The sequence below is a fragment of the Sporolactobacillus sp. CQH2019 genome, from assembly GCF_028765345.1.
GTDB lineage: Bacteria > Bacillota > Bacilli > Bacillales > Sporolactobacillaceae > Sporolactobacillus.
Window position 1 is genome coordinate 49,155 of the sequence record NZ_JARAJZ010000012.1, and the last position, 14,142, is coordinate 63,296.

Sequence of the window (14,142 nt, forward strand, 5' to 3'; positions counted from 1 at the left end):
ATAGGTCTCACTTTCATAGGAAATTATAAACACTGCTCATACTTATTATCGGATAACATTTAAAACATTTTAGACTTTCTTTAACAGCTTTTCATTTTTCCAATAAGGGCATTCTGCTCACTTGCAAAGGAAAATCCTTTATAAATCCGGGACAATTATCCCGCGTCTTGTTTCAGAGTTGGCCGGAACAGGCCCTGCTGAAAATGGCGACGCCGAGTCCGAAGAAGCAGCCGCCCGCCATAAAAAAATCGACGTCCAGCGAATTATAATCGCCGTTCGTCGATATTTTTTGATTTGAAACAAGTATTCCGTAAACTCCGTCTAAGCCGGGCAGGAGATTTCGATCACCCGGCCGGCTGCATGATGCCACTGACCATCGCGGATTAGCAGGAGGAATGATTTCCCAGATGCTGTCAAGGCCGGAACAGACATTCATCGGTTTCACTTAGTGTAGGTGACCGCCTGACTTCCGAACTGTTCCCACGCCTCGACAAAATCTGATTTATCCGCCTTACTGCCGCCGCTGCTCATCTCGGGATCATTAAAATAGACATTATCTTTATCATAGCCCGTCACAAGAACCGAATGTTCCATAAAAGAGATGCGCATGTCTCCCTGCTGGGTGTGCCAGGTCTGCCAGTCTCCCTCAGGTACGGGCTGAAAATTTATGCTGACAATAACCCATACCGGAGTCCCTGAAGCAAGCCGCTGCTCAACCTGGTCCCATCCGTCTCCGCTCAGATCCATGACTCTTCCGCCCAGATATTGTCTTGCCAGATCCACTATCGGTCCGTGATAAACCGCCAATCCCGGGTCATCGGTATCACCATGATACATATTGCCGACAAAACCGATGTTCGGATTCCCCTGATAGCCTCCTGAAGAAAAAGGCACTTTTTTTACTTTCGCCGCAAGTGTCATCTTATCTACAGGAACGCCCGCCGAATTGAGAAGCATGGTCAGGCTTGTAATTTCGCAGCCATTCGGCAGTTCGGGTTTTTGACTGGTAAACGGTGCGGAAAGCTTCACTTCCTGCGGCAGAACATTCTTCGCCGCCGATTTAGCAGGAGTACTCACTTTCTTCTGCTCAACTGTCGTCTGTTCCTTTTTCGTTACTTGTTGCGGAGTGCTCACTCGGCCGGATCGGCTGTCCACTTCTCCCGCGACAAGGAGGCCGCCGGCGATGAGAAAAAGGAGAAGAGTAAAGAAAAGCCATGAAATTTTCCCGGCGAATTTCATATATCTGCCTCCCCACATTTACATTTCTGTCCTTGCATAAAAACTTTTAAAACGTTCTCCACTCCATTCCACGCTTTTTATCTGCTGATGATAGCCAAAAATTCATGAAACCGGTCTGCCGTTTCTCCGCCGAAGACGGACCGGACACCGGCCCTGATTCAATAAATCATACGGCATGTCAATAGTCATCGTTTATTTTCGCCTTTTTTTATTAAAATTTACTTAAAAAGAGAAACTGTCCCGGCAGAATATCCGCTGATAAAATAAAAACTTCCAGCCAACGGCTCGGCGTGCCGCAAAGTTAAAGAGCTGCCCCTCGTCGAAAAATCGATAATGGGCAGCCGCATCAAGCGCTTCAATTCACATTGTTTCGCTCCTGCGTTCAGAGACTTCAATCCGTCAATAGGGCCGCTCATTCATGTAGCGAAAGTGACGCCCGGCTCCGGTAAATGCTTATCTGACACCTTGTGATAAAGTACGTTTTCTTTCAATGAAACAAAGAAGATGATAAATACTTTCAATCGTTTTAACGGGAACACGATGCTCGTGAGCCACCTCAATCGCGAAACCGAGTATTGCTTCCAGCTCCATTTTCCTGCCATTCTCCAGATCCTGCAGCATGGACGTCTTATGATTCCGGACTTCTTTATTCGGAAGAAGTACGTTATCGGAGAATTTCGGTCTGATTGCCACTCCTGCGGCACGTGCCGTTTTCATGAATTCACTCTTCATGTCGAGAAGAAGCCGCCGCACATCCGGATCGTCCAGCGCCTCTCCTACTCTGGTCCCGGTAAGGGCCGTTACAGGATTATAAGTAATATTCCACAATAACTTTTCCCATTTGATCCGGCGAATATGATCCGTCACTTCCGCCTTTATCCCTGCCGACCGCAAAACACCTGCCAATTCGTCAAGTTTCTTATTAGGGACGCCGGCCGGGCCGTCCCCTTGCCACCCGCCGATGACCAGAGTGCCTTCCCCGACATGATTCACAATACCCGGAGCTTCACGGATAATTGAAATAAAAGCCGAACCTCCGACTATCCGGTCCGCGCCGAATTCATCCGCCAGTTTTTCTTCATTGCCGATTCCGTTTAAAAGGCAGATAATCCGGGTCCCTTGGCCGGTGAGTACCCGAAGCGCCGGCATAACGTCTGTCAGAGCCGTCGATTTTACCGACAGCAGAACAAAGTCAAAATCCGTCTCCTGCCGCTGAAGATGTTCAGCGTCTGCTGCTTTGACGGGCAGCGAAAAATCACCGTTGATACTTTTCACCATCAGATCGTGACTCAGCAGGTAATCCAGGGTCCGACCTCTTGCCACAAACGTCACATCCTGTTTTTCCCTGGCCAGCAGCCCGCCGAAGAAGCAACCAATCGCACCGGCCCCCAGTACCGCAACTTTCAAAACAAACACCCCTCATTAAGCAGATTTATCTTTCCGTTCATCCTTTGACTGTTCTCCCGAACAGTTTTTCTCTGTTTCCGGGTGTCCTTAGTCTTATTTTACAGCATACGAACGATCATGACATTTTCATCGAAATCTTTTTACGATTATATCGTTCGTTCACAGCAGCCTGGATCCGCATGTACGCGCATATAAGCAGAAAACTGAAGAGTCGGATCATTATTTTTGCCCAGTATATAGTATCCTGCAGCGATCTATTCATTTGAGAAAAACGAATTCTGAATTCCTGCGTATATACATTATACGTCGGAATCTTTTGCAATATTTTTAACTTCGGCCGACGGATCGGATTCAAACCTGCTTGCTTTCGGTCGCCGGATTTCCGGCTCCTTTGATATAATGGAGCAAAAGAAATCATCAGACGAAATGAGTGAGGCATTTGAACACTATTATTATCTATTGCGATGGCGGATGCCGAGGCAATCAGAGTGAACGGAACATCGGCGGTTGGGGAGCTGTTCTTAAATTCGGGGAACATACAAAGGAGCTCTGCGGCGGCGCGAAAAACACGACAAACAACATCATGGAATTGACCGCCGCTATTAAAGCTCTTGAAGCTTTGAAAACCGACCACATTCCCGTCGCCTTTTACATTGACAGTGCTTATGTCGTCAACGGAATGAACAATTGGGTGCCGGGCTGGATTAAAAAAGGCTGGAAAACGGCGGGCGGATCGTCTGTCAAAAATAAAGAACTCTGGATCCGGCTGAACGAACTGGCCGCCGGACAAAAATCGATTACCTTTAACAAAGTCAGGGGACACCACGGCGTCGCGCTTAATGAACGGGCAGATCAGCTCGCTAACCGCGGGATGGACGAGATCGAGAAAGAGAGCTGACCGAATAAACGGCCGGGATGACCGAATCCATCGCTCCAGACCGATAAGCGGCCGCAGCCGACCGAAAAACGGCAGTTCACGACCGATAAACCGCCCGGGATGACCGATACCGCTCCCAAATTGACCGAATAAACGGCCGGCATGACCGAATCCATCGCCCAGACCGATAAGCGGCCGCAGCCGACCGAAAAACGATGACTCACGACCGTTAAACTGCCCGGGATGACCGATACCGCTCCCATGTTGACCGAATAAACGGCCGGCATGACCGAATCCGTCGCCCCAGACCGATAAGCGGCCGCAGCCGACCGAAAAACAATGACTCACGACCGATAAACCGCCGGTGCTGACCGATACCGCTCCCATGTTGACCGAATAAACGGCCGGCATGACCGAATCCGTCGCCCCAGAGGGTTTGTCCATGTTCGAATCCTCTGCACTGATCGTTAAACTTCTTGCGCCGGCCGTTTAAACTTATCATAGCAGCCGATAAACCGGGCGCATCGGCCGTTTTAAACTCATCGCAACGGAATCAATCAGGCTTAATAACCTTAATAACCGATAAGTTCCCCGCGCCGGCCGGCATCTTCCGAAGCAGGCAAAAGGATCGCGTCCCGTATCCGGTTGATCCGGTATACAACGCGATCCTTTCGGCAAGAAACATGACTTCGACTCGCATGCGGCTTCCGGCGCCGCATCGCCGACCTGGCTCACCGGGATTGTTTTCTCAGCAGTTCAGGCCTATTTCGTTCCCGCTCCAGACGGCGCTCATGATATTTGCCGCCCGGTAAGCGTCGCCGATCAAATACAAATCGGCAATTTTTCCATTGAGTTTATTATAAAGCGTCTGATTGGGCCTAAACCCGACCGAAATCACGACCGTATCTGCAGCCAGGAACTGTTTCCGGAACTGATCGTTGATCAGCACCGCGCCTTCATCGGTCACTTCTGTCAGCGAACTATTCGTGATCACCTTGACGTCGTATTGATGAAGCAGGTCAATGAGCATAATCTTGTTCATATGCGGAATCGGCTTGCCGCCGCCGCTGCTTAATATTTCGTTCTGTGCTTCAACGATCGTGACATTTCTTCCGTCCTGAGCAAGGTACAAAGCTGTTTCACACCCTACAAGTCCGCCGCCGACAATCAGGACATCCTTCCCGGCCGTTTTTTTGCTTTCAAGAATTTCAATGGGAGTCGCCACCTTATCTTTGTCGCCGCCGGGCACATCCAAATGGATCTCACCGGCGCCTGTTGCAACAATGACGACATCCGGATTTTCTTTTCTAACGAGCTCTTCGGTTACTTCCGTACCGTTCAGTACCGGAATATCCAGCCTTTCCAGTTCATTTTTGTACCATGCGAGCAATCTTCGGTCATCTATCTTAAATTCAGGGACGGAGCCGGGTATGATCTGCCCGCCCAGTCGGCCGCTTTTCTCGTAAAGCGTGACCTTGTGTCCCCTGAGCGCCGCGACTCTGGCCGCTTCCATTCCTGCGACTCCGCCGCCGACAACCATCACTTTCTTTGCAGAAAGCACCGGCTTCGGTTCATAATATCTTTCCCTTCCGCATGCCGGGTTAACTGCGCAGCTCAGCGGTTTTCCTTCAAATCCGCGGCCGAGGCAGCCGACGTGACAGCCGATACACGGGCGGATGCGCTCCACCTGATGATTCATTACCTTCTTCGGCCAGTAGGGATCCGTCAGCAGCGGCCGCCCCAGTCCGATCATATCCGCCGAGCCGTCCTCCAGCGATTTTTCTGCCGTTTCCGGAACACCGAGTTTTCCGGCCACGATCACCGGTATATGGACCGCCTCCTTTAATTTTTTAGTATAAGGGAGATACAATCCTTCTTTTTGATAGACCGGCGGATGCGACCAGTACCACGCATCGTACGTCCCGAGGTCCGTATTCAGTTCATCATAGCCCGCTGCTTCCAGAATTTTCGCCGCCTCGATTCCTTCCTCGAGGTCCCGTCCTTTTTCAATGTAATCCTCATCGGGAAGCCCGCCCTGGCGCCAGTCCTTGATACAGCTCTTTACACTGTAGCGCAGTCCCACCGGAAAGTCCTTGCCGCATCTCTTTTTAATTCCCTGCACGATTTCGGCCGGCAGCGTCAGACGGCCCTTCAGATCTCCTCCATATTTGTCGGTCCGTCTGTTGAACAGCGACAGGGTAAACTGATCGAGCAGATAGCCTTCATGAACGGCGTGAATTTCAACACCGTCGAATCCTGCCTTTTTCGCTATATCGGCGCTTTCAATAAATTGCTGAACAATCCACTCTACTTCAGAAGTGGTCAGCTCGTTACAAGTAACAGAGGGATCCCAGTAGTTCGGTATGCTTGAAGCGGAAACCGGCGGGGCAGTGAGCAGCGCGCCCGGTACTCCGCTTCTTCCGAAGCCCATGGTCAGCTGCAGGAATATCTTCGTTCCGTACGCATGCACGCGCTCTGTCATTTCGGCTGAGGTCATCAGAAATCTCCCCGGATTTTCCGAAACAACCGGAATGATGCCGGAAACCACCTTATCCAGTTTATTTTCAACTTTGGTGATGCTCGTAATGATTAATCCCGTGCCGCCTTTCGCCCGCTCAACGTAATAATCCGCCGCCCTCTGATTGTAGCACCCTTCATTGTCGACAAGTCCGAAAGCACCCATCGGCGCCATCGATATCCTGTTTTTGACCTCCAACTTCCCGATTCTGATTGGTTTGAATAAAGCTTCGTACATTTTTACTGCCCCTCCTTTTTTTAATGAATTTCATACATCTCCTGTATAACATGGATCCTGAAAATTGTATGTTATTTTTTTCACAAAAAATGAAATCGTTTTCAAACTTTTATATTAATTTTCCTTTTTCCGGCTGCGGATCTCTAAGAATCTGCAGCTGAAGAATCCATTTCTTCCTGGCCCGAAACAGCCGGCGGCGCCGCGCCGTGCTGCCGTGCTTGCCTCACTCGAGCTGCTGCAACGCGTGCTATGATTCCGGCCGCATTCTCGACGGGCCCGCCTTATCTTAAGACGATTGCCTTCATTTGAAGCCCATCGCTCTCTATCCGGAACGGCAGTCCCGTGTTTTAGGATGGCGATCGTCTGCGCGGCGGCAGATCGCGGCTGTTCACAAGCGATCGCGATCATCATTTTTTATCAATCATCGGCACTCGGATAAAAAAACAAACCTGAAAGAGAAAAATATCCTCTCAATCGGGTTTGTTGCGTATGCCCGGCAATCTGCCTATTGCAGCTGCAGAACGATTTTCTGTTGTTCCAGCGATTCCTTCACATTGATCACTCGCTGATTGGACGATCCGCGGAATTTCAGTTTCAGATTTCTCTTTGCCAGATCAAACTGGCCGTCGACAAGGACATCAAGACCGTCCAGCATGTTCCTCCTCCTGGGATCTTCCAGCAGCTCCTCGAACGTAAAGCCTGTCCAGCACCAAATATCTTTCCCTTTGCACTCCCGTCTGACACGCTGCACGAGACGCGTCAGCGTCGCCGGATGATCAAACGGCTCTCCGCCCAGAAGCGAAAGTCCCTGTATGCGTATATCGGGCTGATTCAGATCGGCAATTATCTGATTCTCAAATTCATCCGTGTAAGGCTTCCCAAATTTGGGATTCCAGGCAACCGCGTTCCAGCAGCCTTTACAGTGAAAGTGGCAGCCGCTTACAAACAATGAATGCCTGATTCCCGTTCCATTTAAAAAATCAAATTTTTTATAATCCGCATAATTCATCTTCTCTCAGCTGCACGGCGAAAAACAGAAGCAACAGATTCTGCTTCGCGCAGCACCGCCTCCCTCCCGGCTGACGAACTAACACTGCTGTTTTTCCCGGCTGTTGATTTCTTTCAGGCGCCCTTTAATCGGCTTGCGCTGAATGACGGAACCAAGGTAACCGCACAGCCGGCGAATGCACGATGTCGTCTCCGGATTGTGATTGCCGCAGCTCGGGCACTTAAATCCTTCAGCCGTTGATTCGAATTCGCCCTCATAGCCGCATTCATAACACTTGTCGATCGGCGTGTTCGTACCGAAATAGCCAATCCGGTCATAAGTATAGTCCCAGACAGCTTCCAGTCCTTCCGGATTGTCGACCAAAGACGGAAATTCGCAGTAATGGATGAATCCGCCGGCCGAATACGGCTCATAGTCTTTTTCAAAATCGATCTTTTCAAACGGATTGATTTTTTTCCGGACATCGTAATGAAAACTGTTTGTATAGTAATCTTTATCGGTAATATCCTTGACGCTGCCGAATTTCTGCTTGTCCAGGCGGCAGAAACGATCCGTCAGGCTCTCCGACGGCGTTGCGTAAATGCTGAAAGCGTAGCCTGTTTTTTCCCGCCAGATAAGGGAAACTTCTTTAAAGCGCTTGACAATATCCAGTGTGAACGCCTTGGCTTCCGGATTGTGCTCCCACTCCGGACCGTAGAAGACGGTCGCGGCCTCATAAAGCCCTATATAGCCCATCGAAACGGTTGCCCGACCGTTTTTGAAAATGTCGGAAACGGATTCGTCCGCATGCAGCCGCTTGCCGGTCGCTCCGTACTGATAAAGAATCGGCGCATTCTTTGCCGTGACCTTGTCCAGAGTATGGATACGGAACAGCAGCGCACGGCAGACAAGATCGAGGCGTTCTTCAAAAAGGCTCCAGAACGCCGTTTTATCGCCGCCTGATTCCAGAGCGATCCGCGGTATATTCAAGGTAACGACGCCCATATTATTGCGCCCGTCGGTCACATATTCGCCGTTTTCTTTATAGGAAGGCAGAAACGAGCGGCAGCCCATCGGCGCCTTGAAATCGCCGGTCACTTCAACGATTCGGTCATAATTCAGGATGTCGGGATACATGCGTTTGGTCGCGCATTCAAGCGCCAGTTCCTTGATATCATAATTCGGGTCGCCCGGTTCAAGATTCAGACCTCTTTTAATTGTAAAAACAAGCTTCGGAAAAACAGCGGTTTTATGATCTTTTCCGAGGCCGAGAATTCTTACATTTAATATGGCTTTCTGAATCTCGCGCGCGAACCAGGACTCTCCCAGCCCGAAATTCAGCGTAAAGAAAGGCGTCTGACCGTTGCTTGAGAACAGCGTATTGATTTCATATTCGAGCGACTGCATCGAATCATAGATTTCTTTCTTCGTCATTTCGTATGCATAGCTTTCCTGCACGGCCGGATCGGAAATCCACGCCTTTGCGGTTTTCAAGTATTTATTGAAACTGATTCTGGCATAGGGTTCCAGCACTTCGTCGGCGCGGTTGAATGACGTGCCGCCATAAATATTCGATGAAACATTAGCCACTATCTGGGCAACGAGCGCCGTCGCCGTCTTGATCGATTTCGGCCGTTCCACATCGGCATTTCCGATTGAAAAGCCGTTTTTCAGCATACCCCTGAAATCAATCAGCATGCAATTGTACATTGAGAAAAAAGGCGAATAGTCAAGATCATGAAAATGAATGATCCCCTCATTATGAGCGGCGGCAAACTCTTCAGGCAGAATATGGCGCAGAGCATAATCCCGTGCCGTCACGCCCGCAAGCAGATCGCGCTGCGTGTTAAAAACCTTTTCGTCTTTATTGGCATTTTCGTTAGCTACATATTCATCCATATTGATTAAATCACGAATTTTATCATCCAGTGTTTTTTCTTTAATCACCGGTTCTTTAATCATTCCTGTCCCCCCTACCTAGGCTTCAAAAATATTATATAACAACATATAGTAGGGTCAAGAGGCATCATTATACAACATATTGATTAAAGACGCAATTTCGTTGATTTTCTGGATAACAGTGCGGAAAAAGAGAGAGAACCCCTCTTGTGACAACTTTTCGAACGCAGAAAAATGAAGAAGCATACGAATCTATCGGAGACAATGCCGGAACAAAAACTCTATACAACTTATATCGGATATTCGGCTCAACAAATAAACAGCTGTTTCTTAATTTTATCGGCGGGCAGAGTAGGGTGGCTGCTGATGCGGAAATGTGTATCCATGCCCCATGACAGCGGACGGGTCGCTTTCGCTGCTTTTTTCAGGCTGAAAAAAAACAGCGGCAGCTGCGGCACGGATGCTAAGTTTTGACTGCTGCCTGACACCCGTCTATAATTAAAATCACTGGAAATCTTTTAACAGCACGTTTGTAAGCGAATACATTGTCTGTGCCAGGAGGAGAGCGGATTATATGGCAGTAAAAGAAAACCGTCGTCAGGACATTGATCAACTGCTGACCGATATTGCCGTTTATGTGAAAGACGGATCGATTGAAAGTAAAGAAGCCTTATCAACCGCCCGCTTTGTTTTAATGGATACTGTCGGCTGCGGCCTGCTGGCTCTGCGTTTCCCCGAGTGCACGAAACTGCTCGGGCCTGTCGTGCCGGGCACGGTCGTTCCGAACGGAGTCCGTGTGCCCGGGACTTCCTATGTTCTTGACCCTGTCCAGGGCGCCTTTAACATCGGCTGTATGAACCGCTGGCTTGATTTCAACGACACATGGCTTGCGGCTGAATGGGGACATCCTTCCGACAATCTTGCCGCCATCCTCGCGGCAAGCGATTTCATCAGCCGTTCGAACCGTTCTAAGGGAAAAGCGCCGCTTCTGATGAAGCAAGTGCTGGAATCAATGGTGAAGGCTCATGAAATTCAGGGCGGGCTGGCACTTGGCAACAGTCTGAACAGACACGGGCTGGATCACGTGCTGTTTGTCAAAATCGCTTCCGCAGCGGTTTCATGCGCCCTCTTCGGCGGCAGCGGGGAAGACGTTGCGGCGGCGGTCTCACAGGCGATCGTTGACGGTTCAAGCCTGCGCACATACCGGCACGCCCCGAATACCGGATCCCGGAAATCATGGGCGGCAGGCGATGCGGCGAGCCGCGGCGTCCGTTTCGCGCTGATGACGCTGCATGGGGAGATGGGATACAGGACCCCGCTGACTGCCCCCGGCTGGGGATTTCAGGATGCACTGTTCGGCGGACAGAGCCTTGCGCTGGAACGTCCGCTCGATTCCTATGTCATGGAAAACGTCCTGTTCAAAGTTTCCTATCCTGCCGAATTTCACGGACAGACGGCGCTGGAGGCGGCAATCCGGCTTCATCCCGAGGCCGCCGGAAGGCTTGACGATATTCAGCGCATCGTCATCACAACTCATGAATCCGCCATCCGCATTATCGACAAGACGGGACCGCTGCGCAATCCGGCCGACCGCGACCACTGCATTCAATATATCGTCGCCATCGGTCTGATTTTCGGTACGCTGACCGCCGATCATTACGAAGACGAAGCAGCCGCGGATCCGCGCATCGACCGGCTGCGTGCTAAAATGCAGGTTGTCGAAAACGAGGCCTACAGCAGAGACTATCTGGATCCGGAAAAGCGGTCGATCGCCAGCAGCGTTCAGATCTTTTTCAAAGACGGAACGGAAACAGAGCGCGTTGCTGTTGAATATCCGATCGGCCACAGGAGGCGGCGCAAGGAGGCCGTGCCCCTGTTAATCGATAAATTCAGAAATAATTTGCTGACGGCTTTCACTGAAAAGAAAACAGAACAGATTCTCTCGCTTTGCCTGGACAGCAGCCGGCTTGAAGCCACGCCGGTAGATGAGTGGATGGATCTGCTTTCATTTGCCTGAGAAAGATATTAAAAAAATAAGCGGATCGGGAGGAGATTTTTTTGAGCTGGATTGTTAACGAACAAACACCGCAGAAGCAGCTGGCCGAACAATTCCGCCGGCTGATGGAAGGCCCGGAACTGTTACAGATTCCCGGAGTCCATGACGGCATGTCGGCGCTGATTGCCAGCAAAGTCGGATTTGAGGCGCTTTATCTATCGGGAGCCGCTTACACCGCAAGCCGCGGCCTCCCTGATCTCGGCATTATCTACTCTGATGAAGTTGCCGAGAAGGCGCGTGAACTGGTCCGTGCCGCCGATCTCCCTCTGCTCGCCGATATCGACACCGGATACGGCGGAGTGCTTAATACGGCCAGAGCGGCAAAAGAAATGACAGAAGCCGGGGTGGCGGCCGTTCAGATTGAAGATCAGCAGATGCCGAAAAAATGCGGACATCTGAACGGAAAGAAGCTGATCTCTTCCGAAGAAATGCAGCAGAAAATCCGGACGATCAAGGCCGTGGCTCCGGATCTCGTTGTTGTTGCGCGGACAGATGCCAAAGCCGTCGAGGGAATTGAACGCGCAGCCGTCCGGGCACGGGAATACATCGCCGCCGGTGCCGATGCCGTCTTTCCCGAAGCGCTCACGTCCAAGGATGATTTTCAGACCATGCGGCGCGCAGTCAGCAAACCCCTGCTCGCCAATATGACCGAGTTCGGAAAGACGCCTTATTTTACCGCTGAAGAATTCGCCGGATTCGGCTTCAATATGGTCATCTACCCCGTAACCTCAATGCGGGCGGCGGCCAAGGCGTGCGAACAGGTTTTCAGTGAAATTTTCGAAAAAGGGACGCAAAAAAACAGGCTCGACAGCATGCAGACGCGAGCGGAGCTTTACGAAACGATTGACTACGATAAGTATGAATCCCTCGACCGCCATATTGCCAAAACCGTTCTTCCCGAGATCGGAAAAGAGGGAAAAAAACCTTAATCCACCGCATCCGCGCCGTTTCATGGCATATAAAGAAATCCTAAGACATAGCGAAGATCAGTCAAACGTCTTTTTCAGAAAACGGCAAAGGCCGTTTTCGGCACATGAATAGTCCGTTACTTCATCCGCCTGCTCCTTTATGTGATCAGGCGCATTTTTCATGGCGGCGGAATGGCCGGCGATCTGAAACATTGGCAAGTCATTTTCTCCGTCTCCGACGGCAAGCGCCGATTCAAAAGAAAGGCGGCAGCGGTCAAACAGGATCCGAAGGCCACTCGCCTTCGAAATCCCTTTCGCCGTGACTTCTGCGTTATTCGGCGACGAGGAGAAAACTTCGAACGGTATTTCCCGGCTCAGTTCGGTCAGCTCCTGTTTCCATCGGCGGATTTTTCCCGCATCCCTGCTGAAGAAATACATTTTACTGGTACTGGAATATTCCGATTCGGCGATCGTTTTTTCCCAGGCGATTGTTTGATTGACGGCCTGCAGACGGGACAGCCATTCATTTTCCGACACCGAGTCCGGTTTAGCCCCGTGAACCTGTTCCAAAATATAGGGCCGGTCGCGGACAAGCGTGACACGCCCTCCCGCCGTCGGGATCAGCTCGTAGTACAGCTCAGCCCGTTCCGCACGTCTGACCAGCTCCGGGGCAAGCCTCTCGGGAAGCACGCCCTGAAAAATATTGGTTGTTCCCACATAAACAGCCATACCGTTTGCCGTAACCATACCGTCAACCGGAAAATCCTGCGGCAGTACCTCCCAAGCAGTTCCGTACGACCGCCCGGTGACGGCAAAAATATGAACGCCGCGTTTTCTGAGCACCTTTAAATAATTTCTCAATTCATCCGTCACTGTATTTCTCGGAGTCAGCACGGTTCCGTCAAGATCCATCATCACTGTCTGGTACACGTTCATCCCGCCTTTCAAAAATACAACCGTTTTTCACACTGCTCCATTCTATCACATGCGGCAGGCTTTAAGGAACACGTAAGGATCAACGATAAAAGTGGGGTAAGAGCTTTCTTGATTGAAATGAAGCACTCTGTGATCACTAGTCAGTGGCATTGGATAAGGGAACGACGAAGCTTATTGTAAACCTCACAATCCAAATAATTTCTTTGGAAAGGATATCTTTCTTTTTAGAAATCATCCTCTTAAACGACATCCATTCGTCAACTGAATAAATGAACGGCAGAGACCGATAGGAGTCCTGCCGATATTAATCCCTAGTTTTCAGTGTGAGAGCTCTAAAACATACAATGGACAATAGGAAGGCCCGATTAGTGCAGCTGAAGGCACTGTGTTTCTCACTCCGATTTCTATTTATTTAAAGTTATTCATACTCCAGTCATAATTATGTTGTTGACTCGGAGGCTGATTGCCTGATTAACAGTTCGGCGAAAAAATAATTTAATGCTCCTGAGACAAAATAAAGAAAGTTGCTACAGCCCTGGCAATCAAATTTTTTTGTTCGTTCACAATCTCACAATCCATAACTAGGGTTTCTTTTCCAATGTGAATTGTTTTCGCGGATATGTTCAGTCGTTCTCCCTGTCCGGGGGCAATAAAATTGATAGAAAGGTCCATGGTCACTGCAAACTGATTTTCATTCACTATTTGCGCAGCTAATTCTCCCATTGTCGTGTCGGCCAAGGCTGCAAGAACCCCTCCGGAAACCATACCCATTCCATTGAAGATGATCGGCTGAACGGGTACAGAAGCAATGATACTTTTTTCTGTCAGCTCCACTAAACGGAATCCAAACAATTCTTTTAGAAGCAGATACTCCTTATGGTCCGCTCGCAATGTTTGTATAAATGCCCCCATTACTTTTTTTTCAGAAGGATTTAGGGAATTCATATATTGAGTGACTAACTTGAAAAAAGGAACCTGTTTATCAATCATCTACACCGCTCCAATCTGGACATTTTGTCTAGTCTATAAGTTGAATGTGTCCAACATAAAATTCGTCTAAAAGTAAAGACTTTGTTG

At 49.8% G+C, this 14,142-nt stretch carries 11 protein-coding genes and 1 pseudogene; 4 read left to right on the forward strand and 8 right to left on the reverse strand.

What is annotated here, in order from left to right; translation table 11 throughout:
• Window positions 1-441 precede the first annotated feature (441 nt).
• On the reverse strand, window positions 442-1,239 hold the full coding sequence (locus tag OYT88_RS16135; protein ID WP_274401368.1) for a C39 family peptidase: 798 nt from the start codon (window positions 1,237-1,239) through the stop codon (window positions 442-444).
• 453 nt (window positions 1,240-1,692) lie between these two features.
• Window positions 1,693-2,646, reverse strand: a complete 954-nt coding sequence (locus OYT88_RS16140; RefSeq protein WP_274401369.1) for a ketopantoate reductase family protein — start codon at window positions 2,644-2,646, stop codon at window positions 1,693-1,695.
• Between the two features lie 439 nt (window positions 2,647-3,085).
• Here OYT88_RS16140 and rnhA point away from each other — a divergent pair, with 439 nt between their 5' ends.
• A complete protein-coding gene (gene rnhA, locus OYT88_RS16145; protein WP_274401370.1) occupies window positions 3,086-3,544 on the forward strand; it encodes a ribonuclease HI in 459 nt (152 codons plus the stop codon).
• Here the strand turns inward: rnhA and OYT88_RS16150 are convergent.
• From OYT88_RS16150 to nrdD, 4 genes and pseudogenes are all read right to left on the reverse strand, one after another.
• Window positions 3,499-3,810: a hypothetical protein gene (locus OYT88_RS16150; RefSeq protein ID WP_274401371.1), complete on the reverse strand. Its 312-nt coding sequence runs from the start codon at window positions 3,808-3,810 to the stop codon at window positions 3,499-3,501. The genes rnhA and OYT88_RS16150 overlap by 46 nt on opposite strands.
• A gap of 461 nt (window positions 3,811-4,271) precedes the next feature.
• A complete protein-coding gene (locus OYT88_RS16155) occupies window positions 4,272-6,278 on the reverse strand; it encodes an FAD-dependent oxidoreductase (protein WP_274401372.1) in 2,007 nt (668 codons plus the stop codon).
• A gap of 505 nt (window positions 6,279-6,783) precedes the next feature.
• Window positions 6,784-7,287 carry an anaerobic ribonucleoside-triphosphate reductase activating protein gene (gene nrdG, locus OYT88_RS16160; protein WP_274401373.1) on the reverse strand — a complete coding sequence of 168 codons (504 nt, stop codon included), beginning with the start codon at window positions 7,285-7,287 and terminating at the stop codon, window positions 6,784-6,786.
• Between the two features lie 78 nt (window positions 7,288-7,365).
• Window positions 7,366-9,201 (reverse strand): annotated as a pseudogene (nrdD, locus tag OYT88_RS16165) (anaerobic ribonucleoside-triphosphate reductase); the annotation flags it as partial.
• Between the two features lie 198 nt (window positions 9,202-9,399).
• On the opposite strand from nrdD, the gene OYT88_RS16170 reads away from it, so the two are divergent.
• From OYT88_RS16170 to prpB, 3 genes are all read left to right on the forward strand, one after another.
• Entirely contained in the window at window positions 9,400-9,639 is a 240-nt protein-coding gene (locus OYT88_RS16170; protein WP_274401374.1) for a hypothetical protein, read from the forward strand.
• Window positions 9,640-9,739: 100 nt separating this feature from the next.
• Window positions 9,740-11,182 (forward strand): bifunctional 2-methylcitrate dehydratase/aconitate hydratase, encoded by a 1,443-nt coding sequence (locus tag OYT88_RS16175; RefSeq protein WP_274401375.1) that lies wholly within the window; start codon window positions 9,740-9,742, stop codon window positions 11,180-11,182.
• Window positions 11,183-11,223: 41 nt separating this feature from the next.
• Window positions 11,224-12,150, forward strand: a complete 927-nt coding sequence (gene prpB, locus OYT88_RS16180) for a methylisocitrate lyase (RefSeq protein ID WP_274401376.1) — start codon at window positions 11,224-11,226, stop codon at window positions 12,148-12,150.
• 57 nt (window positions 12,151-12,207) lie between these two features.
• Here the strand turns inward: prpB and OYT88_RS16185 are convergent, their stop codons facing one another.
• Together OYT88_RS16185 and OYT88_RS16190 are read right to left on the reverse strand one after the other, a co-directional pair.
• Complete coding sequence (locus OYT88_RS16185; RefSeq protein ID WP_443217527.1) at window positions 12,208-13,059, reverse strand: HAD family hydrolase; 852 nt, start codon at window positions 13,057-13,059, stop codon at window positions 12,208-12,210.
• 501 nt (window positions 13,060-13,560) lie between these two features.
• Window positions 13,561-14,055 (reverse strand): PaaI family thioesterase, encoded by a 495-nt coding sequence (locus tag OYT88_RS16190; protein WP_274401378.1) that lies wholly within the window; start codon window positions 14,053-14,055, stop codon window positions 13,561-13,563.
• Between the last annotated feature and the right edge of the window lie 87 nt (window positions 14,056-14,142).